The following is a 22,549-nucleotide window of genomic DNA, read 5'->3' on the forward strand; positions in this document are numbered from 1 at the left end:
CTGGTTCGCCCGTACGGACGAACTTCCCATCACACGTTAAACAGAAAATTCATCACATCCCCGTCGTGCACGACGTATTCCTTCCCTTCCGCGCGCATCTTGCCGGCTTCCTTCGCGCCCTGTTCGCCCTTGTACGCGATGTAGTCGTCGAAGCCGATGGTCTGCGCGCGGATGAAGCCGCGCTCGAAGTCCGTGTGGATCACGCCCGCCGCCTGCGGCGCGGTGTCGCCGATGTGAATCGTCCACGCACGCACTTCCTTCACACCCGCCGTGAAGTAGGTCTGCAGTCCGAGCAGCTTGAAACCCGCGCGGATCACGCGGTTCAGGCCCGGCTCGTCCATGCCCATGTCGGCGAGGAACACTTCCTTGTCTTCATCCGCGAGATCGGCGATCTCGGCTTCGATCGCCGCGCACACGGCGACCACCGGCGCCTTCTCCGCTTCCGCGTACTTGCGGATCGCGTCCAGGTGCGGGTTGTTCTCGAAGCCGTCTTCCTTTACGTTCGCGACGTACATCGTCGGCTTCGCGGTGATCAGGCAGAAGGGCTTCAACAGCGCCTCTTCCTCGTCCGACAGATCCAGCGCGCGCACCGCCTTTGCCTGGTCGAGTTGAGCTCGCACCTTTTCCAGCACCGCGACGAGTTTCGCCGCTTCCTTGTCGTTGCCCGACTTCGCGGCTTTCGAATACCGCGCGAGCGACTTCTCGACCGTGCCGAGGTCGGCGAGCGCGAGTTCGGTGTTGATCACCTCGATGTCCGACAGCGGGTCGACCTTGCCGGCGACGTGAATCACGTTGTCGTCTTCGAAGCAGCGCACGACGTGCGTGATCGCGTCGGTTTCGCGGATGTTCGCGAGAAACTGGTTGCCGAGCCCTTCGCCCTTGCTCGCGCCGGCCACGAGGCCCGCGATGTCGACGAACTCCACGACCGCCGGCACGATGCGCTCCGGCTTCACGATTCCGGCAAGCGCCGTCAGGCGCGCGTCCGGCACCTCGACGATGCCGACGTTCGGCTCGATCGTGCAGAACGGGTAGTTTTCGGCGGCGATGCCCGCCTTGGTCAGCGCGTTGAACAGGGTGGACTTGCCGACGTTAGGCAGGCCGACGATGCCGCATTTGAGGCTCATGAAGTGTCTCTATCAAGCTGATGATGGCGCGCGCCGCGAGGCGGCGCGGGACCGCGGGCGCCGACGGGAGCGGCTGCGCACGGGAAGCGGTCACGGAAAACCGCAATTGTAACCCTGTCTGGCCGTGCGGCCGGGCGGCGCGCCTCGTGCCTGGCCGTCAGCGCGACGCCGGCCGGGCGTTCCGGATGCCGTCCGCAGGCGCCTGTACGGGCTGCGCCGCGGTGCCGCATCGCCATGCCCGGCAACGCGCCACAGCTATAATGCAACGATGACTGCACACCCTCAGACATTCGATGTCGCCGTGATCGGCGGCGGCCTCGTCGGCAAGACGGCCGCGCTTGCGCTCACGCTGGGCGGCCTTCGCGTGGCGCTGCTCGCGAGCCCGTGTGCGCCGCTGCCGGCGTCGGCGCCGTTCGATGCGCGCGTGTATGCGCTGTCGTCGAGTTCCCAGGCGCTGCTCGAACGGCTGCGCGTGTGGCAGGCGCTCGACGCATCGCGGCTTGCACCCGTCTATGACATGCGCGTCTATGGCGATGCGCATGCCGAACTGCATTTCTCCGCATTCCAGGCGTCCGTGCCGCAGCTCGCGTGGATCGTCGAGTCGTCGGTGGTCGAACGCGCGCTCGATTCCGCGCTGCGCTTCCAGCCGAATCTCACGTGGCTCGACACCCGCGCTCAGGCGCTCGACGTGAAGACGGACGCGGGCGTGGTCGGCCTCGCGGACGGCAAGGTAATCGCGGCCGACCTGATCATCGGCGCGGATGGCGCGCATTCGTGGGTGCGCGCGCAGATCGGTTCGAAGATGGTGCGCCGCGACTACCGGCAGACCGGAGTGGTCGCCAACTTCAAGGCGGAAAAGCCGCATGGCGAAGTTGCGTACCAGTGGTTTCGCGACGGCGAGATCATCGCGCTGCTGCCGATGCCCGCCGGTCACGTGTCGCTCGTGTGGTCCGCGCGCACGGAGCATGCGCAGGAGCTGATCGCTCTCGCGCCGGAGCAGCTCGCGGCCGAGGTTGAGCGCGTGACGCTCGGCACGCTCGGCCAGCTCGAATGCGTGACGCCGGCGCAGGGATTTCCGCTCGCGCTGCAAACGGTGGACCGGCTGATCGCGCCGCGGGTGGCGCTGGTCGGCGATGCGGCGCATCTGATCCATCCACTCGCGGGGCAGGGCATGAACCTCGGGCTGCGCGACGTCGCGTCGCTCGCCGAAGTGATCGCCGCGAAAGAAGCGTTCCGCGATCTCGGCGACGCGGTGTTGCTGCGCCGCTACGAGCGCGCCCGCCGCGAAGACATCCGCGCGCTGACGGTCGCGACCGACGGACTGCAGCGCCTTTTTGCGGTGCCCGGGCATCTCGCGCGTGCGGTGCGCAATGTCGGCATGGCCGCCGTCGGCGCGCAGCCGCTGTTGAAGCGCTGGCTCGTCACCGCCGCGCTCGGCTAGCAGGAACCCGAAACCTCATGCGGTTCGCGGCACGGAACGCGAATCCGGATCCGACTCAACCCAGGCTGCGCGGTATTCGCCGCGCAGCCGGCCCGATCGAGATACGCCGGCGTTGTGCGAATCGCGATCGGGCAGGACGCACCATCAGGAATACGACATGAAACGCTTTTCCCGTCTCGCCGCGCTCGTTGTGGTGATCGCTGCCACGGCATTGGGCTGTTCCGCCAAGGCCGACCAGACCACCGACAAGCTCAAGGCCACGCTGCAGTCGCGCATCGGCGACGATGCGACCATCAAGAGCATCTCGAAGTCGCCGATTCCTGGGTTGTACGAGGTGAATCTCGGCACGGAGATCGTCTATAGCGATGCGAATGGCGACTATCTGTTCATCGGCGACATCGTCGATGCGAAGTCGCGCAAGAACCTGACGCAGGCGCGCATGACCGAAATCAACCGCATCGATTTCGCGAGCCTGCCGTTCGCGAATGCGGTGAAGGTCGTGAAGGGCGACGGCAGCCGCAAGATCGCGGTGTTCTCCGATCCGAACTGCCCGTACTGCCATCAGCTTGAAAACACGTTGAAGACGATGGACAACGTGACGGTCTACACCTTCCTGTACCCGGTGCTGTCGCCGGATTCGACGGTGAAGTCGAAGGCGATCTGGTGCTCGCCGGATCGCGCGAAGGCCTGGGAATCGTGGATGCTGGACCGTCACGCGCCCACGGCGGCCGGCACCTGCAATACCGCCGCGATCGACAGCAATCTCGCGCTGGGCCAGGCGATGAAGGTTGACGGCACGCCGACGGTGTTCCTTGCCGACGGTCGCCGTCTGCCGGGCGCCGTGTCGGGCGACCAGCTCAACAAGGCCATGAACGAAGCGACGCACTGATGCGTCGCCTGAACGGATCTGGAGGCGCCGCGTGCGCCTCTCGTTTCATTCGGGCACAGGTTCTCCGCGCTTGCGCCGCCGCGCCGTTCCACCCGCCATCGTCCACTCCGCGTCCGCCTCCACACATTGCCGATGAAGCCGATCCGCTACACCATCGTTCCCAAACAGACCGCCGCCCACCTGTTCGAAGTGACCGTGACCGTCGCGGACCCGGATCCGGACGGCCAGCGCTTCATGCTGCCGGTGTGGATTCCGGGCAGCTACATGATCCGCGAGTTCGCGCGCAACATCGTGACGCTCCGCGCGTTCAGCGACGCGGGCCGCAAGGTTCGCGTGACGAAGACGGACAAGCAGTCGTGGCAGGCGGCGCCGGTGAAGGGCGCGCTGACATTGCGCTACGAGGTGTATGCGTGGGACCTGTCGGTGCGCGCCGCGCATCTCGACGACACCACGGGCTTCTTCAACGGCACGAGCGTGTTCCTCGCGGTGGCGGGGCACGAGGACGCGCGCTGCATTGTCGACATCCAGAAGCCGGCGGGCGCGCAGTTCCGCGGCTGGCGCGTCGCGACGGCGCTGCCCGAAGCGCGCGGCACGAAGCGCTACGGGTTCGGGCTGTATGAAGCCCGCGATTACGACGAACTCGCCGATCATCCGGTGACGCTCGGCGAATTCGCGCTCGCCACCTTCAAGGCGCACGGCGTGCCGCACGACATCGTGATCTCCGGCCGCGTCGTGTCGCTCGACATGGAGCGGCTTGCGGCAGACCTGAAGAAGATCTGCGAAGCGCAGATCGCGCTCTTCGAGCCGAAATCGAAGAAGGCGCCCGTGGATCGCTATGTGTTCATGACGCTTGCCGTCAGCGATGGCTACGGTGGCCTCGAGCATCGCGCGTCGACAGCGCTGATCTGCAATCGCACCGATCTGCCCGTGCAGGGCCGCACGCAATTGACCGAAGGCTATCGAACCTACCTCGGCCTGTGCAGCCACGAGTACTTCCACACATGGAACGTGAAGCGCATCAAGCCGGCCACGTTCGCGCCGTATGACCTCACGCAGGAAAACTACACGTCGCTGCTGTGGCTGTTCGAAGGCTTCACGTCCTATTACGACGATCTGATTCTTGTGCGCAGCGGCCGCATCACGACGGAAGATTATTTCGGCCTGCTCGGCAAGACGGTGGGCGGCGTGCTGCGCGGCAGCGGCCGTCTGAAGCAGACCGTCGCCGAGAGTTCGTTCGACGCGTGGGTGAAGTATTACCGGCAGGACGAGAACGCGGCGAACGCGATCGTCAGCTACTACACGAAGGGTTCGCTCGTCGCGCTCGCGTTCGATCTGACGATCCGCGCGCAAACCGGCAACCGCAAGTCGCTCGACGACGTGATGCGTCTGTTGTGGCAGCGCTTCGGTCGGGACTTCTATCGCGGCAAGCCGGTCGGCATCGCGGAAGGCGAGGTCGAGGCGCTGTTTGCGGAAGCGACCGGCGCGGATCTGTCCGCGCTCTTCGCCGACGGCGTGCACGGTACTAAGGATCTGCCGCTCGAAACCTTGCTCGAGCCGTTCGGCGTATCGCTGAAGGCGGACATCGATCCGAACGGCAAGCCGTCGCTGGGTGCGCGCATGCGGGCCGGCGCCGACTGCACGCTCGCCGCGGTGCACGAAGGCAGCGCCGCGCAGAAGGCGGGGCTTTCCGCGGGCGATGTGCTGATCGCGCTCGACGGCCTGCGCATCAACGGCGGGAATCTCGATGCGCTGCTCGCACGCTATCTGCCCGGCGACAAGGTGGAGATTCACGCATTCCGCCGCGACGAGCTTCGGGTCGCGCAGGTGAAGCTCGACGGTCCGGACGTGCAGCGTTACAAGTTCGCGATCACCGATACGCGAGCCGCCGCGCGCAAGGCCCGCGACGCGTGGCTCGCGGGCTGAGCGGTTCAATAGTTTGAGCGGCGCGGCGGCGGCCGCGCTCGCGGCCGCCCAGCGACGGTGATGACATTGCGGCGCATCGGATCACCCCGCCCAGCGGATTGTTCTATCGCTGCAACAATCCGTCGCCGTCGCGGTACTTTTTCGCCAGAGGGCGAATCCACACAATGGCTCCCAACGCGCAGTACCTGACTGCGCCCCAGACTGCCTCTCAAGGAGCCAACCATGTCCTCGATTCTTCTGATCAACTCGGCCGCCCGCTCGCAAGGCGCCCAGTCCACCCTGCTCGCCAACGAACTCGTCTCGAAGCTGCAACAATCGAATCCGGGCGCGACGCTCGTCACCCGCGACCTGCAATCCGAACCGCTGCCGCACCTTGACGACGCGATCCTCGGCGCGTTCTTCACGCCGGCCGATCAACGCTCGGCGGAGCAGCAGGCGATCGCCGCGCGCAGCGAAGCGCTGATTGCCGAACTCCAGGCCGCGGACATCGTCGTGATCGGCGCGCCGATGTACAACTTCGGCGTGTCCTCGCAACTGAAGACGTACTTCGATTTCATCGCGCGCGCCGGCATCACGTTCCGCTACACCGCGAACGGCCCGGAAGGTCTGGTGAAGGGCAAGAAGGTGTATATCGTCGCGGCGCGCGGCGGCAAGTATTCTGGCACGCCGGCCGACAGCCACACGTCGTACCTGACCACGTTCCTCGGTTTCCTCGGCATGACGGACGTCACGTTCGTCTACGCGGAAGGCCTGAACATGGGCGCTGAAGTGGCATCCGCATCGATCAGCGCCGCGCGTGAGCAGATCGCTGCGATCTAAGCGCGAGAAGGTCGTGTAGCAAGTAGAGCGACGGTGCGCGCGAAGGTAGCGCGCCGGCTCGATCGAAACGCCGTGGGGCTTCAGGCTTCACGGCGTTTTGCCTTGATCAGGCGTTAGGCGTCAGGCCAGCACCTCGGCGGCATCCGGCAGACGCCAGTCGATCGGCTCGCGTCCGCGTCGCGCGAGAAATTCATTCGCCAGCTCGAAATGCCGGCAGCCGAGAAAGCCGCGATGCGCGGACAGCGGCGACGGATGCGGCGCTTCGAGCACATAGTGCGACTTGCCTTCGAGCAGCGCGCGTTTCGCCTGCGCGTGCGCGCCCCACAACATGAACACGAGGCCGTCGTGACGTACCGCGAGTTCGTGGATCAGCGTGTCGGTGCAGCGCTCCCAGCCGCGTTTCGCGTGGCTCGCCGCCTGGTTGCGCTCGACGGTCAGCACCGTGTTGAGCAGCAGCACGCCTTGTTTCGCCCATGCGTCGAGACAACCGTGACGCGGTGTGTCGTAGCCGAAGCTGCTCGCGATTTCCTTGAAGATGTTGCGCAGCGAAGGCGGTGGCCGTACGGACGGCGGCACCGAGAACGCGAGGCCATGCGCCTGCGGCGTGCCGCGATCTTCGCCGTGGTACGGATCCTGGCCAAGGATCACGACCTTCACGTTATCAGGCGACGTGAGGCGGAGCGCGCGAAACACGTCGGCAGGATAGACGGTCTTGCCGGCTGCGCGCTCGCCGTCGACGAAACCGCATAGCGACGAATACGCATCGCTATCGATGAACGATTTCAGATGAGCGTGCCAGTCGGGCGGCAGCGCGTCGAACTGCTGATCGAGCGTGGACGCACCGGCGGGCATCGAGGGCGTTTGCGCTTGCGTCGTGACGACGTCGTGCGCCGGTTGCGGCTCGTCGAACAGCGAAGCCTGCGAGTTGGATTTCGCGCGGGTGCGGGGTGGATTCATGTTGAGTGTCATTCCGCGACGTTTTCGCGCAGGCGATAGCCGCGCTGCGCCTTGCTCACGTCGTCCGGTTTCAGACCGTGAACTTCGGCCATCAAGGCGTTCGACAGCGTGTGCAGCGCCGCTTCGTCGCCCGACTTCAGTTCCAGCTCGATCTCGCGAATTGGCGTGCGGCGCGTTTCGCCATCCACGTCCGCGCGCACTTCACCCTGGTCGATCGCCGCTTCGATCTGCGCGCCATCCACAGTCATTTGCCATAGCATGCGCGTGAAATCGGTGCTGAAGAGTGGAATCAGATTCGTTGCGGCGGCGCGGAGCGCGTCCGCGGAGGGTGGGTCGTCGCAGGCGTCCAGCAGTGCGTCGAGTTCGAGCGCATTGCCCGCTACCGGCAGTTCCCACTCGTGGCGGTTGTGCAGGCCGGACGTCGCTTTGCCCACTGTCTTGTAGGTCTGCAGCCAGCCATCCGGCGTATGGCGAACGCGCAATGCGCTTTTCGCGCGCGCGAGCGTCAGCTGCGGCGTGTCGAAATAGCGGTTCTCGAGACGGATCGCGTGACCCGCCTGACCCGTGCGGGCCGTGAACCAGTGTGTCGCGTTGTCTAGCTGATCGGCTGGCAACGCCAGCTTGATTTCACGTTCGATCGCCATCGCTCCAGCTCCAATTGAATCGTGCCTTGCAGCGATGCGGCAAAGCTCAGAAAAACATCTTCGCGAGTTCGGCGCCCGGATTGTCCGCGCGCATGAACGCCTCGCCGACGAGGAACGTATTCACCTGAGCCGCACGCATGCGCTCGACGTCGCCGCGCGCGAGGATACCCGATTCGGTCACCACGATACGGTCGCCGGGGATCTCGTCGAGCATGCCGAGCGTCGTGTCGATCGACGTTTCGAACGTGCGCAGGTTGCGGTTGTTGATGCCGATCAGCGGTGTCTTCAGCGTCAGCGCTTCGTGCAGCTCATCGCGGTCGTGCACTTCGACGAGCACCGCAAGACCGAGCGAATGCGCGAACGCTTCGAAGTCCTGCATCTGGGCCGTATCGAGTGCCGCGGCGATCAGCAGGATCGCGTCGGCGCCCATCGCGCGGGCTTCGACGATCTGGTACGGATCGACGATGAAGTCCTTGCGCAGCACAGGCAGCGAGCAGGCCGCGCGCGCTTCTTTCAGGTACGTCGTGCTGCCCTGGAAGAACTGCACGTCGGTCAGCACGGACAGACAGGCCGCGCCATGCTCCGAGTACGAACGGGCGATATCCGCCGGCACGAAGTGCTCGCGCAGCACGCCTTTCGACGGGCTCGCCTTCTTCACTTCGGCGATCACGGCCGCTTCGCCGAGTTCGTGCTTCGCGCGCAGCGCGCCGACGAAATCGCGCAGATCCTGCGCCGATGCCGCCAGACGCAGTTCTTCGAGCGGCGCGCTCTGTTCCGCCACGCGCACTTCTTCGCGCTTGACTGCGATGATGCGTTCGAGAATGTCGCTCATGATGTTCCTGTGTTGCACGGTCGCCGCGCGCAACGCACGGCGGCTTTCATGCGTTGATTTACGCCTTGAATTGCTGGGTGAAACGCACCAGCTCGTCGACCTTCGCGCGGGCCCGGCCGCTCGCGATGGCCTCGCGCGCCACTTCGATGCCTTGCTCGATCGACGGCACGGTGTTCGCCGCGTAGAGCGCCGTTCCCGCGTTCAGCGTCACGATTTCGCGCGCGACGCCCGGCTTGTTGTCGAGCGCATCGAGCATGATGGCCTTCGATTCCGTCGCATCCGCCACCTTGAGCGTACGGTTCGACACCATCTGCAGCCCGAAGTCTTCCGGGTGGATCTCGTACTCGTGCACTTCGCCGTCGCGCAGTTCGCCGACGAGCGTGGCCGCGCCGAGCGACACTTCGTCCATGCCGTCCTTGCCATACACGACGAGCACGTGCTTCGCGCCGAGCCGCTGCATCACGCGCACCTGGATGCCGACGAGGTCCGGATGGAACACGCCCATCAGCTGGTTCGGCGCGCCCGCGGGATTGGTCAGCGGACCGAGGATGTTGAAGATGGTCCGCACGCCCAGTTCACGGCGCACCGGCGCGATGTTCTTCATCGCGGGATGATGGTTCGGCGCGAACATGAAGCCCATGCCGGTCGCCTCGATCGACGCGGCCACCTGCTCCGGCTGCAGATCGATGTTGACGCCGAGCGCCTCGAGCACATCGGCGCTGCCCGACTTGCTCGATACGCTGCGGCCGCCGTGCTTCGCGACCTTCGCACCCGCCGCGGCCGTTACGAACATCGTCGCGGTGGAGATGTTGAACGTATGCGAGCCGTCGCCGCCCGTACCGACGATGTCCACGAAGTTCGAGTTATCCGCGACGTGCACGTGCTTCGCGAATTCGCGCATCACGGTGGCCGCCGCGGCGATCTCGCCGATGGTTTCCTTCTTCACGCGCAGGCCGGTAATGATCGCGGCCGACATCACCGGCGACAGATCGCCGCGCATGATGAGGCGCATCAGGTGCAGCATTTCGTCGTGGAAGATCTCGCGGTGCTCGATGGTCCGTTGCAGCGCTTCCTGTGGCGTGATCATGATGTTCTCCGCGCTCATGCTGTGCGCTCTGCGACAACGCGCTTCGATTGCTTGACGAAGTTCTCGAGCAGCGCGTGACCGTGCTCCGAGAGGATCGACTCCGGATGGAACTGCACGCCTTCCACCGGCAGCTTCTTGTGGCGCACGCCCATGATCTCGCCGTCTTCCGTCCACGCCGACACTTCGAGGCAGTCGGGCAGCGTGTCGCGTTCGATCGCGAGCGAGTGATAGCGGGTGATCGTGAAGTGCTTCGGCAGATCGGCGAACACGCCCTTGCAGTCGGTTTCGATCTGGCTGACCTTGCCGTGCATGATGGTCTGCGCGCGCACCACGCGGCCGCCGAATGCCTCGCCGATCGCCTGGTGGCCGAGACACACGCCGAGAATCGGAATTTCGCCGGAGAACTTGCGCAGCACATCGAGCGTGATGCCCGCATGCTGCGGATTGCTCGGCCCGGGCGACAGGCAGATGCGTTCGGGGTTCAGCTTCGCGATGTCGTCGAGCGTGATTTCATCGTTGCGATAGGTCCGCACGTCTTCGCCGAGTTCGCCGAAGTACTGGACCAGGTTGTACGTGAACGAGTCGTAGTTGTCGATCATGAGCAGCATGGTGGTTCTCCGGTCAGAAATCGCTGTCGAGGCCGTCCTGCACCTGTTCCGCTGCGCGCAGCACCGCGCGCGCCTTGTTTTCGGTTTCCTGCCATTCGGACTCGGGTACCGAGTCCGCCACCACGCCCGCCGCCGCCTGCACGTACAGATTGCCGTTGTGGATCAGGCCCGTGCGGATCGCGATGGCCAGGTCCATCTCGCCGGTGAACGACAGATAGCCGACCGCGCCGCCGTACAGGCCGCGCTTCACCGGCTCCAGTTCGTCGATTAGTTCCATTGCGCGCACCTTCGGCGCACCGGACAAGGTGCCCGCCGGAAAGGTTGCGCGCAGCACGTCGTAGTTCGTCATGCCGGGCTTCAGCTTGCCTTCCACTGAACTCACGATGTGCTGCACGTGCGAGTACTTTTCGATGATCATCTTGTCCGTCACCGAAACCGAACCGATCTGCGCGATGCGGCCCACGTCGTTGCGCGCGAGGTCGATCAGCATCACGTGCTCGGCGATTTCCTTCGGGTCGTTCAGGAGTTCGGTGGCGAGTTCGGCGTCGCGCTCGGGCGTGTTGCCGCGCGGACGCGTGCCGGCGAGCGGACGGATCGTGACGATCTGATCTTCGCCGCGTTTCTCCTGGCGCACCAGAATTTCCGGCGATGCGCCCACCACGTGGAATTCGCCGAAGTTGTAGTAGTACATGTACGGCGACGGATTCAGCGAACGCAGCGCGCGGTACAGCGACAGCGGATTGTCGCGGTACGGCTTGATCAGCCGCTGGCCGACCTGAACCTGCATCAGTTCGCCGGCCGCGATGTATTCCTTCGCTTTGCGCACGGCGGACAGGTAATCGTCTTTCTTGAACTCGCGGAAGATCTCGGTGCGCACGCTTGCCGACGTGACCGGCGGCTGCACGGTCGTGCGCAGACGCTGCTTCAGTTCGCGCAGCCGCTGTTTGACGCGCGTGTACGCTTCGGGCTGCGACGGATCGGAATACACGACCAGATAGAGCTTGCCGGCGAGATTGTCGATCACCGCCACTTCTTCGGTCAGCAGCAGCTGAATGTCGGGCAGGCCGAGATCGTCGGGCGGCGCGGAGTTCGCGAGTTTCTTCTCGATGTAGCGCACCGCGTCGTAGCCGAAGTAGCCAGCCAGGCCACCGCAGAAACGCGGCAGACCGGGACGCTGCGCAACCTTGAAACGCGCCTGGAACTGTTCGATGAATGCGAGCGGATCGCCTTCGTGCGTCTCGACGACCTTGCCGTCGCGCACGACTTCCGACACGCCGTTGCGCGCCCGGATCAGCGTGCGTGCCGGCAGGCCGATGAACGAGTAGCGCCCGAAACGCTCACCGCCCACCACGGACTCGAGCAGGAACGAGTTCGCGCCGCCGCGCTCGGGCTGCGCGAGCTTCAGGTACAGCGACAGCGGCGTTTCCAGATCGGCGAGCGCCTCGGCGATCATCGGGATGCGGTTGTAGCCCTCGTTCGCGAGGGACTGGAATTCGAGTTCGGTCATGTTCCGATCCTGTTCGTGCGTCCGGTGCCGGTCGGTCGTGAGCGGCGAAGGACAAAGCGGGGCGCTGCGCTGCCGGTCTGGCATTGCATTCTATTGGATCGACCGGCGCTCGTTTCCACCGACGGTTGCGGCACACGTCATCGCATCGCTCTGCAGGCGCGTCGCGTTGGTTCGGCGCGATGCGTGAGCAGTGTGCGGTGACAGGATACCAACCGCGTCGCTCCGTGCGCGGAACGCAGCTCAACGCGGCGTTCAACGACGGCAATCTTGCGACGAATCGGGTACGACCTGGGTGGAAAACGCGCGGTGAGCGCAGCGAAGTAAAAAACGAGCCGAAGACGAGCTTCAGCGATCCTCAGGTAGAGGTTAGTTCGACCAGCGACGCCAGGGCCATGCTCCCCGGTCAATGCTGCTCAGACTCCGTTTTTTATTCAGAAACATGAAGGTGAAGGGATGTTCAGGCTGGTGACTGGTGTGCCGCGATGACCTTGGCGGCCTCCAGCAGCGAGGCAACTATACCATCCGATTTTATCGTTTGTACAGATTGTCCATGGTTGTAGCCGTACGGCACGGTGAGCGTCGCCATGCCGGCCGCGCGGCCCGCGAACGCGTCGTTTTCCGAGTCGCCGATCGCGACGGCTGCCGCTGGCGCGACACCGAGCCGTTCGCACGCGGTGAGCATCGGCAGCGGGTCGGGCTTCTTCTTCGGCAGGCTGTCTCCGCCGAGCACGACCGCGAAGTAGTCGTGGAGGCCGTACTGCTTCAGCAGCTCGACGGCGAACCGGTGCGGCTTGTTGGTCACGCACGCGAGCTTGACCCCGTTGCGATGCATCGCCCCGACCCCCGCTTCGACCTCCGGATAGAGGCGCGTGCGTAATCCGTTGATTTTCGCGTACTCGTTCTGGTAGATCGCGAGCGCTTCGTCGAAGCGGGTTTGCGCAACGGCTGCGTCGAAGCGCGGCGCGAGCACGCTGCGGACCAGGTGCTCGGAGCCTTTGCCCACGTATCCGATCACTTCCTCGCGCGAGGTTTCTTCGGCGTCGAGCTGCGCGAGCATGCCGTTCAGGCCCGCGGTGAAATCGTCGGCGGTGTCGATCATCGTGCCGTCGAGGTCGATGATGGCCGCCTCGATGCGCGGGCCGGTCAGCACCGGCGCCGGATATGTGGCGCCGCTCATCGGGCTTGCCCGACTTTCGCGAGTTCGGCGCGCATCTCGTCGATGATCGCGCGGTAGTCCGGCTTGCCGAAGATCGCCGAGCCCGCGACGAACGTATCCGCACCCGCCGCCGCGATTTCGGCGATGTTGTCGACCTTCACGCCGCCGTCCACTTCGAGGTGGATTTCGCGGCCGGTCTTCTCGCGGTACGCGTCGATGCGCGCGCGCGCGTCGCGCAGCTTCTGCAGCGCTTCCGGAATGAACGACTGCCCGCCGAAGCCTGGGTTCACCGACATGATCAGGATGATGTCAACCTTGTCCATCACATAGTCGAGATAGTGAAGCGGTGTGGCCGGGTTGAACACGAGGCCCGACTTGCAGCCATGATCGCGGATCAGCGACAGCGTGCGGTCGATGTGATCGGACGCTTCCGGGTGAAAGCTGATCGAGTTTGCGCCGGCCTTCGCGAAGTCGGGCGCGATGCGGTCGACCGGACGCACCATCAGATGCACGTCGATCGGCACCTGCACGTGCGGGCGAAGCGCCTCGCAGACGATCGGGCCGATCGTCAGGTTCGGGACGTAGTGGTTGTCCATCACGTCGAAGTGGATCCAGTCGGCGCCGGCTGCGACGACGTTGCGGACTTCTTCGCCAAGCCGCGAGAAATCGGCGGACAGGATGCTCGGAGCGATGCGGAATTGCGTCATGGGGATGGGAGGGCAGACAGAAAAGCGCCATTTTACGCCTGGCTCGTGGCCGTAGCCCGCGCGGCGGAATGCTTTGGCCGTCCGTCGCACCGGGTTTGCCAGGTTGCGGCGGGGCGATCCATCAAGGACAATGCGGAACCATCGCAAAGCCTCTGCCAGCGCGCGTTCGGCGCCTGCGGCGGCGAGCATTGCACCGCTATTCATCGAACCGGGATCAGGATGAGCCAGTACGAATTCAGTGTGCAGGCGCAGGTGCGCTACCTGCCCGAAGAGTCGGACGCGGAACGCCGACAGTATGCGTTTGCCTACACGCTGACGATTCGCAACACGGGCCAGGTGCCGGCGCAACTGATCGCGCGCCACTGGATCATCACCGACAGCGAGCAGCACGTGCAGGAAGTGAAGGGCCTCGGCGTGGTCGGCCATCAGCCGCTCCTGAAGCCGTCCGAGCAGTTCGAATACACCAGTTGGGCGGTGATCGCGACGCCGGTTGGTACGATGCGGGGATCGTATTTCTGCGTTGCCGAGGACGGCGAGCGTTTCGAGGCGCCGGTTCCCGAGTTCATCCTGCAGATGCCGCGCACGCTGCATTGAACCCGCGAGCCCTGCGAAGGTCTGTCAGCCCTGTCGCGGGTTGCCCGACGTGGCGTCCGGCGGAGTGTCGGTTGCGGCGCGGGTGGTCCGGGCGCTTTGCTGCCTCGCCGCCTTCTTCTTGCCCGACGCGGTCCAGAACACGATAAAGACGAGCAGGGACAGCGCGATCAGCGCTTCCAGCGCAAACATGAGCATCGGGTATTCGTCGAACAGATCAAACATGGCGGTTTCCATTCAGAACAAGCATTGTATGCGGTTTGCCCGGCGCGCTCTGCAATGGGCGGGGACGGCCGCACTGGCCGCGATCCTGGCGGCGTGCGGCGGCGGCAACGTGGTGCGGACCAGTGTCGCGCCGTCCGGCCCACCCACTATTTCAGGCAGCCTCGCGCCTGCGCGATTGACCCAGGTGGCGTGGCAGCAGGTGCCGGGCTGGCAGGACGATTCATTGATCGGAGCGACCGCCGCGCTGCGCCAGAACTGCACGCGGCTCGCGCGGCAGGCGAACTGGCAGCGACCGTGCGCGGCGGCCGCGCAACTCGACGACCTCGACCCCGCAGCCGCCCGGACCTTCTTCGAGACGTACTTCACGCCGTTCCAGCTGGCCAATTCGGACGGTACGCTCGACGGTCTCGTCACCGGCTACTACGAGCCGCTGCTGCATGGCTCGCGCACGCGTCACGCACAGTATCAGGTACCGCTCTATCACTGGCCGAGCGCGTACCGTCCGGGTTCGGCGCTGCCGGCGCGCGCGCAGCTCGAACGGTCCGGCGCGCTGAACGGCAATGAATTGGTGTGGGTCGACGATCCGATCGAGGCGTTCTTCCTGCAGGTGCAGGGCTCCGGGCGCGTCGTCATGGACGACGGCAGCGTGATGCGCCTCGGCTACGGCGGCACGAACAACCAGCCGTACCGGTCGATCGGCCGCTGGCTGCTCGATCATGGCGAGCTCACGCCGGCCCAGGCGACGATGCAGGGCATCAAGGCATGGGCGCGCGCGAATCCGGGGCGTGTCGATGCGCTGCTCGATACGAATCCGCGCTTCGTGTTCTTCCGCGACATGCCGACGGGCGAATCCACCGGCATGGACGGCGCTGATGGTCCGATCGGCGCGCTCGGCGTGCCGCTAACGCCCGAACGTTCGATCGCAGTCGATCCGTCGTCGATTCCGCTTGGCAGCGTCGTGTTCCTGCAAACCACGAGGCCGCTCACCAATACGCCGATGAACCGTCTCGTGTTCGCGCAGGACGTCGGCACCGCGATTCGCGGCGGCGTGCGCGCCGACTACTTCTGGGGTCTCGGCGACGAAGCCGGCGATCTGGCCGGCAAGATGAAGCAGGCCGGCCGGATGTGGTTGCTGTTGCCGAATTCCTGACGGCTTGCTGCGGGTTGCTTCGCTTTACGTGCCGCGCCGGTCGATCACGCGGCGCGCCTTGCCCACCGACCGTTCGATGCCGTTCACCGCGAGCACGTTGACGATTGCCGTTACGCCGATCAGCGCTTTGATGTCATAGGCGAGCGCCTGGCGTTGCGTCTCCAGCAGCGGCTGGTCCGGCGCGGTTTCGGGGCAGGGCTCGACGTTCAGCGTCATCACGTCGAGCGGCCCTTCCTTCGTCAGCACGATCTGATAATGCGGCGCGAGCGCGTGCTGCTTCAGCAGCAGTTCTTCGATCTGCGTCGGGAACACGTTCACGCCGCGGATGATCATCATGTCGTCCGAGCGGCCCGTGATCTTTTCCATGCGGCGCATCGTGCGCGCGGTGCCGGGCAACAGACGCGTCAGGTCGCGCGTGCGGTAACGGATGATCGGCAGCGCTTCTTTCGTCAGCGACGTGAACACCAGTTCGCCGAGCTCACCCTCGGGCAGCACTTCGCCCGTGTCGGGATCGATGATCTCGGGGTAGAAATGGTCTTCCCAGATCGTCGGACCGTCTTTGGTTTCCACGCATTCCGCCGCGACGCCCGGCCCCATCACTTCCGAGAGCCCATAAATGTCGACCGCGTCGATGCCCATGCGCTTTTCGATCGCGGCGCGCATGTCGTTGGTCCACGGCTCGGCGCCGAAGATGCCGATGCGCAGCGAGCAGTGCGCCGGATCGACACCTTGCCGTTCGAGTTCATCCGCGATCGACAGCATGTAGCTCGGCGTCACCATGATGATGTCGGGCCGGAAGTCCTGGATCAGCTGCACCTGCTTCTCGGTCTGCCCGCCGCCGAACGGAATGACGGTGAGGCCCGCACGTTCCGCGCCGTAGTGCGCGCCGAGTCCGCCCGTGAAGAGGCCGTAGCCGTAGCTCACGTGCACCTTGTCGCCGCGCCGCGCGCCCGCGGCGCGAATCGAGCGTGCGACGAGATTGGCCCACGTGTCGAGATCGCGCGCCGTGTAACCGACGACCGTCGGCTTGCCCGTCGTTCCGGACGACGCGTGGATGCGCGAAATCTGGTCTTGCGGCACCGCGAACATCCCGAACGGATAGTTGTCGCGCAGGTCCTGCTTCGTTGTGAACGGGAAGCGCGAGATATCCGCGAGCGTTTTCAGTTCTGATGCATGAACGCCCGCTTCGTCGAACTTGCGCCGGTAGACGGGTGAGTTCTCGTACGCGTGCGTGAGCGACCATTTGAGGCGCTCGAGCTGGAGCGCGGCGAGTTCGTCGCGACTCGCGGTTTCGATCGGATCGAGCGGAAGCGGGGCGTTCATGGTGTCTCCATTTGTCGACCAGAGTTAGCGCTTTAGCGCTTACTCTGGTCCCATGCAAAGCGTTCGACGGGAATTGGCGCTTCAGCGCTTGCTCCCGTTCTATATCCAGCAACGATGGTGTGCTCGCGATGCCGGCGTGGCGTTCAGGTGGCGTCGGCGGCGCTATCGGTTGGGATCACGGTGCCGCGAATCTGCGCGGACTTGCCGCGGAACATCGCGACGGTCTCATCCGCGCGGTTGCTCACGCGTATGTCGTAGATCCCGGTGCGGCCCGACAGCGTCTGCTCGACGGCTTCCGCTGTCAGCACATCACCCTTTTCGACAGGGCGCAGAAACTCGATCGAGCAGCCCGACGCGACGGTGCTCAGGTTGTACGAGTTGCACGCGAACGCGAAGGTCGAATCCGCGAGCATGAAGATCATGCCGCCGTGACAGATCTGATGGCCGTTCAGAAAGTCGTCGCGCACCACGGCGCGCATTTTGGCGTAGCCTGGGCGCACGTCGAGCAGTTCGAAGCCATGTGCGCGGCTGCATCCGTCGGCGTCGAACATCGATTGTGCGGTGGCGCGCGCGAGTTCGTCGGGCGTCATGTCGGCCACGGTCTTGCGGGACGGTTGAGTTTGCGTCGACATATCAGCGGCCCTCGAAGCGCGGTGCGCGTTTTTCGATGAACGCCCGGACACCTTCCGCGTAGTCGTGCGATGCGCCGAGCTCGCGCTGCAGGTCGCGTTCGAGATCGAGCTGTTCGTCGAGCGTCGCGGACAGCCCGTGACGCATCGCCTGCTTGATCGCGGCGAGCGCGCGCGTGGGCTGCTTCGCGAGCTGGATGGCGAGGTTCTGCGCGGTGGATTGCAGCGCTTCGTCATCCACCGCTTGCCAGATGAGGCCCCAGGTTTCCGCTTTTTCCGCGCCGAGTTTCTCGCCGGTCATCGCGAGGCCCAGCGCGCGCGCCATGCCGACGCGTTGCGGCAGGAACCATGTGCCGCCCGAATCCGGCACGAGGCCGATCTTCACGAACGCCTGGATGAAGCTTGCGGAGCGCGCAGCGAGCACGAGGTCGCAGGCGAGCGCGAGGTTTGCGCCGGCGCCTGCCGCTGTGCCGTTCACCGCGGCGATGACCGGAAACGGCAGCGCCTGAATGCGGCGGATCAGCGGGTTGAAGTGCTCGCCGATCAGATCGCCGAGATCGGTCATCGCGCCGGGCGTGAAGTCGAGGTCGGCGAGATCCTGGCCTGCGCAGAAACCGCGGCCGGCGCCGGTGAGCACGAGCGCGCGAGCGTGAGCTGCTACCACTTCATCGAGCGCGGCGGCGAGTTCGCCGTGCATCTGGCGCGTGAAGCTGTTCAGCTTGTCGGGCCGGTTCAGCGTGATCGTCGCGACCTGGTTCGCGGCGTCGATCGTGACGTTGATCGCTTCGTACGACATCGATTGTCTCCTCTCTGTCTCGGTGGCGTGTCTTTCGTTGCGCGGGTTTCGCTCGTTGCGTTCTGCGCGCGGTGTTACATGGTCAAACGCGTTCGATTGCGAGCGCAATGCCCTGGCCCACGCCGATGCACATCGTGCACAGCGCGTAGCGGCCATTCGCGCGTTCGAGCTGATACAGCGCGGTCGTGATCAGACGTGCGCCCGATGCGCCGAGCGGATGGCCGAGCGCGATCGCGCCGCCGTTCGGGTTCACGCGCGGGTCGTCATCGCGCAAACCGAGCTGGCGCAGCACGGCAAGACCTTGCGACGCGAACGCTTCGTTCAGCTCGATCACGTCAAACTGGTCGAGCGACATGTTCAGCTGCTTCAGCAGCTTCTGGGTGGCGGGCGCGGGGCCGATGCCCATGATGCGCGGCGCGACGCCGGCCGTCGCCATGCCGATCACGCGGGCGCGGCGGCGCAGGCCGTATTGTTCCGCCGCTTCGTGGTTCGCGAGCAGCAGTGCGCAGGCGCCGTCGTTGACGCCCGACGCATTGCCCGCGGTCACGCTGCCGTCCGGGCGCACAACGCCCTTCAGCTTGCCGAGCGCTTCGAGCGAGGTTTCGCGCGGATGTTCGTCGAGCGTGACGCGGATCGCGTCGCCTTTGCGCTGCGGAATCTCAACCGCCACGATTTCCTGCGCGAGCGTGCCGTCCTGCTGCGCACGCGCGGCTTTCTGCTGGCTGCGCAGCGCAAACGCGTCCTGATCGGCGCGGCTGATGGCGAAATCCACCGCGACGTTTTCCGCCGTTTCCGGCATCGAATCGACGCCGTGTTGCTGCTTCATCAGCGGGTTGACGAAGCGCCAGCCGATCGTCGTGTCGAAGATGTCGGCCTGGCGGGAGAAGGCGGTGGCCGCCTTGCCCATCACGAACGGCGCGCGCGTCATGCTCTCGACACCGCCCGCGATCATCAGCCGCGCTTCGCCCGCCTTGATCGCGCGCGCAACCGTGCCGACCGCGTCCATGCCGGAGCCGCACAGGCGGTTGATGGTGGCGCCGGGCGCTTCGGTGGGCAAGCCGGCCAGCAGCGCCGACATGCGCGCGACGTTGCGGTTGTCTTCGCCGGCCTGATTGGCGCAGCCGTAGATCACGTCGTCGAGCGCGCGCCAGTCCACGCCGGGATTGCGCTGCATGAGCGCCTTGATCGGCACGGCGCCGAGGTCGTCGGCGCGGACGTCTTTCAGCGCGCCGCCGTAGCGGCCGAACGGGGTGCGGATCGCATCGCAGATAAAGGCATCGGTCATGGTGTGTCCTGAAGTTGCCGGACCCGGCGTACTCGCAGCGGGTCCGGTGAACTCATATTAGAGAGGCGCGTATCGGGAATCCATTCGGCCGAATGGTCTATGCCTTCTGGCCGACTTCCGCAGGCTGCGTTTTCGGCTCAACATGAACCCGGCTCTGAACCACGCGGAAGCGGTTCGCGACGAAGGCCGCGTCCGCGAGCGCAGCGTTGGCCGCAGGGTTCGCGCCGGTGCCGTGGAAGTCCGAGAACGCGGCGGACTGATTGACGAACACACCGCCCGTCAGGTTGATCGACAGCGCGACGCCGCCTTCGATCGCGGCTTCATGGGCCGCTTCGATCACCGCTTCGTCCGTGCTGTAGACCGACAGGGTCAGCGCGCCATGCTCGCGGGCGATGGAACCGGCGAGTTCGAGCGACTGCGCGGTGGAGTCGGTTGCGATGACGAACGAGATCGGGCCGAACCATTCGCGCGTGAGCTGGGCGCGGTCTTCGTTCGCGTCGAGTTGCAGCACGAGCGGCGTGCGGACGCGCGCGTCCGCAAAGTTCGGATGTTCGAGTTGCGTGCTGTCGGCGAGTACGTGGCCGAGACCACGCGCTTCGTCGATGCGCTTCAGAACGCCTTCGTTCTGGATTGCGCCGAGCAGCTCGACTGCGCGAGCAGCGTCGCTCGAGAGCTTCTGCACTGCGCCGGCGATGGCCTGTGCGACGTCGTCGAAGGCGAGCGTGCCTTCGGGCGTGCGGATGCCGTCGCGCGGCACGTAGATGTTCTGCGGCGCGGTGCACATCTGGCCGGAATAGAGCGTGAGCGAAAACGCGATGTTGCGGGCAACCGCTTTGATGTCGGCGGCGGAATGGATCACGATCTGGTTCACGCCGGCCTTTTCGGTGAACACCTGTGCCTGATGCGCGTTGCGTTCGAGCCAGGTGCCGTTCTGCGTGCTGCCGGTGAAATCGATCAGCTTGATCTCCGGGCGCTGCGCGAGCGACTGGACGAGTTCGCCGTCGTTCGGATCGGTGGCGAGCAGCGTGACGACGTTGGGATCGAAGCCGGCTTCGCGCAGCACCTCGCGCGCGATTCGCACGGTGATCGCCAGCGGCAGGATCGCGCCGGGGTGCGGCTTGACGATCGCCGTGTTGCCGGTGGCGAGATCGGCGAACAGGCCCGGATAGCCGTTCCACGTCGGGAACGTGCAGCAGCCGAGCACGAGGCCGGTGCCCCGCGGCACGATCGTGTAGCGCTTGTGCATCGCGAGTGCGGGGTTCTTGCCTTGCGGCTTTTCCCAGTGGGCGTCGGCCGGAATGCGGCGCAACTGGTCCCACGCGTAGGCGATGGCTTCGAGCGCGCGGTCCTGCGCGTGCGGGCCGCCTGCCTGGAAGGCCATCATGAACGCCTGGCCGGTGGTGTGCATCACGCTGTAGCCGATCTCGAAGCTCGCGCGGTTGATGCGCGAGAGGATCTCGAGACTGACGCCGGCCCACGCCTGCGGACCGGCGGCACGCCATTCGCGTTGAGCCACGGCCGCAGCCGCAATCAACTGGTCCGGCGACGACTTCGGATAGCGGATGCCCAGCGCGAACCCGAACGGCGATGTTTCGCTGCCGACGGTGTCGTCGCTTGCGGGCTGGTCGAGTTCGAACGGGCGATTCAGGTGCGCCTTGAAGGCTGCTTCCCCATCCGCGTTCGCCGTTTCCCCGTACACTTTGGGACTGGGCATTTCGGCGAACGGGCTCCAGTAGCCGCGGGTCTCGATGGCGGCGAGCGCCTTGTGCAGCGTGGCTTCGTGCTTCGTGAATAGCGGATGTGTCATGGGTCAATGGGCGAGTTGAGCGGTTGGGATGAACCTGGTCTAATAATTAACCGACCGGTTGGTTGGTGAATGGTAGCATTGTTGATACGGCAGCGCGAAGCGTTTTCGCGTGTCTTCATTTCGAGGAGGGTGCATGGCTTACGAGAACATTCTGGTTGAGACGCGCGGACGGGTGGGACTGGTGACGCTGAATCGTCCCAAGGCGCTGAACGCACTCAACGACGCGCTGATGGACGAACTCGGCGCCGCGCTGCGCGCATTCGACGCTGATGAAGGGATCGGCGCGATCGTCGTGACGGGCAGCGAGAAAGCGTTCGCCGCGGGCGCGGACATCGGGATGATGGCGAGCTACACCTATATGGACGTCTACAAGGGCGACTACATTACGCGCAACTGGGAGACGGTGCGCTCGATCCGCAAGCCGATCATCGCGGCGGTTGCGGGATTCGCGCTTGGCGGCGGCTGCGAGCTGGCGATGATGTGCGACATCATCTTCGCGGCCGATACGGCGAAATTCGGTCAGCCCGAGATCAAGCTCGGCATCATGCCGGGCGCGGGCGGGACGCAGCGTTTGCCGCGGGCGGTATCGAAGGCGAAGGCGATGGACATGTGCCTGACCGCTCGCTTCATGGATGCGGAAGAAGCCGAGCGCGCGGGGCTTGTGTCGCGCGTGATTCCGGCAGCTTCGCTGATCGATGAGGCGGTCGCTGCCGCTACGACGATTGCGGAATTTCCATTGCCCGCGGTGATGATGGTGAAGGAGTCGGTGAACCGCGCATACGAGTCGACGCTTGCGGAAGGCGTGCATTTCGAACGGCGTCTGTTCCACTCGCTGTTCGCGACGGAGGATCAGAAGGAAGGGATGGCAGCCTTTGTCGAGAAGCGCAAGCCGACCTTCAGGCATCGCTGATCGGCTTGTTCGAAATACCGCTTGCGCGTGAAGGGCTGAGTGACTAGAATCTCGGTCTTTCGCGCTTCGGGAACGGGGCGCGGGGAAGCGGGAAGGTGTGGTTGGGCGCGGTTCGCGGGTGGTTTGCGGGTCGTGTTCA

At 65.2% G+C, this 22,549-nt stretch carries 22 protein-coding genes; 7 read left to right on the forward strand and 15 right to left on the reverse strand.

Annotation, left to right across the window (positions count from 1 at the left end; all coding sequences use genetic code 11):
• Nucleotides 1-29 precede the first annotated feature (29 nt).
• Entirely contained in the window at nucleotides 30-1,124 is a 1,095-nt protein-coding gene (ychF, locus tag DVS29_RS33255) for a redox-regulated ATPase YchF (protein WP_118184950.1), read from the reverse strand.
• A 268-nt stretch (nucleotides 1,125-1,392) separates the two neighbouring features.
• On the opposite strand from ychF, the gene DVS29_RS33260 reads away from it, so the two are divergent.
• The 4 genes from DVS29_RS33260 to DVS29_RS33275 all read left to right on the forward strand — a co-directional run bounded on the left by DVS29_RS33260 (nucleotide 1,393) and on the right by DVS29_RS33275 (nucleotide 6,196).
• Nucleotides 1,393-2,565, forward strand: a complete 1,173-nt coding sequence (locus DVS29_RS33260; RefSeq protein WP_118184952.1) for a UbiH/UbiF family hydroxylase — start codon at nucleotides 1,393-1,395, stop codon at nucleotides 2,563-2,565.
• A 157-nt stretch (nucleotides 2,566-2,722) separates the two neighbouring features.
• Nucleotides 2,723-3,454 (forward strand): DsbC family protein, encoded by a 732-nt coding sequence (locus DVS29_RS33265; protein ID WP_118184954.1) that lies wholly within the window; start codon nucleotides 2,723-2,725, stop codon nucleotides 3,452-3,454.
• A 132-nt stretch (nucleotides 3,455-3,586) separates the two neighbouring features.
• A complete protein-coding gene (locus DVS29_RS33270; protein ID WP_118184956.1) occupies nucleotides 3,587-5,377 on the forward strand; it encodes a M61 family metallopeptidase in 1,791 nt (596 codons plus the stop codon).
• 222 nt (nucleotides 5,378-5,599) lie between these two features.
• Nucleotides 5,600-6,196 carry an FMN-dependent NADH-azoreductase gene (locus tag DVS29_RS33275; RefSeq protein WP_118184958.1) on the forward strand — a complete coding sequence of 199 codons (597 nt, stop codon included), beginning with the start codon at nucleotides 5,600-5,602 and terminating at the stop codon, nucleotides 6,194-6,196.
• Between the two features lie 120 nt (nucleotides 6,197-6,316).
• Here the strand turns inward: DVS29_RS33275 and DVS29_RS33280 are convergent, their stop codons facing one another.
• The 8 genes from DVS29_RS33280 to rpe form a co-directional block, all read right to left on the reverse strand.
• Nucleotides 6,317-7,048 carry a uracil-DNA glycosylase gene (locus DVS29_RS33280; protein WP_420816184.1) on the reverse strand — a complete coding sequence of 244 codons (732 nt, stop codon included), beginning with the start codon at nucleotides 7,046-7,048 and terminating at the stop codon, nucleotides 6,317-6,319.
• Nucleotides 7,049-7,161: 113 nt separating this feature from the next.
• Nucleotides 7,162-7,797, reverse strand: coding sequence for a CYTH domain-containing protein (locus DVS29_RS33285; RefSeq protein ID WP_118184960.1), 636 nt, complete (start codon nucleotides 7,795-7,797; stop codon nucleotides 7,162-7,164).
• Nucleotides 7,798-7,843: 46 nt separating this feature from the next.
• Nucleotides 7,844-8,629 (reverse strand): indole-3-glycerol phosphate synthase TrpC, encoded by a 786-nt coding sequence (gene trpC, locus DVS29_RS33290; protein ID WP_118184962.1) that lies wholly within the window; start codon nucleotides 8,627-8,629, stop codon nucleotides 7,844-7,846.
• A gap of 58 nt (nucleotides 8,630-8,687) precedes the next feature.
• Nucleotides 8,688-9,734 (reverse strand): anthranilate phosphoribosyltransferase, encoded by a 1,047-nt coding sequence (gene trpD / locus DVS29_RS33295; protein ID WP_118184964.1) that lies wholly within the window; start codon nucleotides 9,732-9,734, stop codon nucleotides 8,688-8,690.
• Nucleotides 9,731-10,324 (reverse strand): aminodeoxychorismate/anthranilate synthase component II, encoded by a 594-nt coding sequence (locus DVS29_RS33300; protein WP_118184966.1) that lies wholly within the window; start codon nucleotides 10,322-10,324, stop codon nucleotides 9,731-9,733. Before DVS29_RS33300 ends, trpD begins: the two co-directional genes overlap by 4 nt.
• A gap of 13 nt (nucleotides 10,325-10,337) precedes the next feature.
• On the reverse strand, nucleotides 10,338-11,831 hold the full coding sequence (gene trpE / locus DVS29_RS33305) for an anthranilate synthase component I (RefSeq protein ID WP_118184967.1): 1,494 nt from the start codon (nucleotides 11,829-11,831) through the stop codon (nucleotides 10,338-10,340).
• A gap of 457 nt (nucleotides 11,832-12,288) precedes the next feature.
• The gene (locus DVS29_RS33310) at nucleotides 12,289-13,008 is read right to left on the reverse strand and encodes a phosphoglycolate phosphatase (RefSeq protein WP_118184969.1); all 720 of its coding nucleotides are present in this window, start codon (nucleotides 13,006-13,008) and stop codon (nucleotides 12,289-12,291) included.
• Nucleotides 13,005-13,694 carry a ribulose-phosphate 3-epimerase gene (rpe, locus tag DVS29_RS33315; protein WP_118184971.1) on the reverse strand — a complete coding sequence of 230 codons (690 nt, stop codon included), beginning with the start codon at nucleotides 13,692-13,694 and terminating at the stop codon, nucleotides 13,005-13,007. The genes DVS29_RS33310 and rpe overlap by 4 nt, the downstream gene beginning before the upstream one ends.
• A 219-nt stretch (nucleotides 13,695-13,913) precedes the next feature.
• Between rpe and apaG the strand changes: the two genes are divergently transcribed.
• Entirely contained in the window at nucleotides 13,914-14,288 is a 375-nt protein-coding gene (gene apaG, locus DVS29_RS33320; RefSeq protein ID WP_118184973.1) for a Co2+/Mg2+ efflux protein ApaG, read from the forward strand.
• 24 nt (nucleotides 14,289-14,312) lie between these two features.
• Here apaG and DVS29_RS37510 read toward each other — a convergent pair whose 3' ends face one another.
• Entirely contained in the window at nucleotides 14,313-14,522 is a 210-nt protein-coding gene (locus DVS29_RS37510; protein ID WP_240655945.1) for a hypothetical protein, read from the reverse strand.
• On the opposite strand from DVS29_RS37510, the gene mltA reads away from it, so the two are divergent.
• Nucleotides 14,431-15,660, forward strand: a complete 1,230-nt coding sequence (gene mltA, locus DVS29_RS33325) for a murein transglycosylase A (protein ID WP_118184989.1) — start codon at nucleotides 14,431-14,433, stop codon at nucleotides 15,658-15,660. The two genes, DVS29_RS37510 and mltA, sit on opposite strands and share 92 nt — an antisense overlap.
• Before the next feature lie 24 nt (nucleotides 15,661-15,684).
• On the opposite strand, the gene paaK is transcribed toward mltA, so the two are convergent.
• From paaK to paaN, 5 genes are all read right to left on the reverse strand, one after another.
• Complete coding sequence (paaK, locus tag DVS29_RS33330; RefSeq protein WP_118184975.1) at nucleotides 15,685-16,983, reverse strand: phenylacetate--CoA ligase PaaK; 1,299 nt, start codon at nucleotides 16,981-16,983, stop codon at nucleotides 15,685-15,687.
• A 143-nt stretch (nucleotides 16,984-17,126) separates the two neighbouring features.
• Nucleotides 17,127-17,615: a hydroxyphenylacetyl-CoA thioesterase PaaI gene (gene paaI, locus DVS29_RS33335; protein ID WP_118184977.1), complete on the reverse strand. Its 489-nt coding sequence runs from the start codon at nucleotides 17,613-17,615 to the stop codon at nucleotides 17,127-17,129.
• A 1-nt stretch (nucleotide 17,616) separates the two neighbouring features.
• Entirely contained in the window at nucleotides 17,617-18,408 is a 792-nt protein-coding gene (paaG, locus tag DVS29_RS33340) for a 2-(1,2-epoxy-1,2-dihydrophenyl)acetyl-CoA isomerase PaaG (RefSeq protein ID WP_118184979.1), read from the reverse strand.
• A gap of 82 nt (nucleotides 18,409-18,490) precedes the next feature.
• A complete protein-coding gene (gene pcaF, locus DVS29_RS33345) occupies nucleotides 18,491-19,693 on the reverse strand; it encodes a 3-oxoadipyl-CoA thiolase (protein ID WP_118184982.1) in 1,203 nt (400 codons plus the stop codon).
• Between the two features lie 97 nt (nucleotides 19,694-19,790).
• On the reverse strand, nucleotides 19,791-21,500 hold the full coding sequence (gene paaN, locus DVS29_RS33350; protein WP_118184984.1) for a phenylacetic acid degradation protein PaaN: 1,710 nt from the start codon (nucleotides 21,498-21,500) through the stop codon (nucleotides 19,791-19,793).
• 133 nt (nucleotides 21,501-21,633) lie between these two features.
• Here paaN and DVS29_RS33355 point away from each other — a divergent pair, with 133 nt between their 5' ends.
• Nucleotides 21,634-22,410, forward strand: a complete 777-nt coding sequence (locus DVS29_RS33355) for an enoyl-CoA hydratase (protein WP_118184986.1) — start codon at nucleotides 21,634-21,636, stop codon at nucleotides 22,408-22,410.
• Nucleotides 22,411-22,549 lie beyond the last annotated feature (139 nt).

It is taken from the genome of Paraburkholderia phosphatilytica (assembly GCF_003443895.1).
In the GTDB taxonomy this organism is placed as follows: domain Bacteria; phylum Pseudomonadota; class Gammaproteobacteria; order Burkholderiales; family Burkholderiaceae; genus Paraburkholderia; species Paraburkholderia phosphatilytica.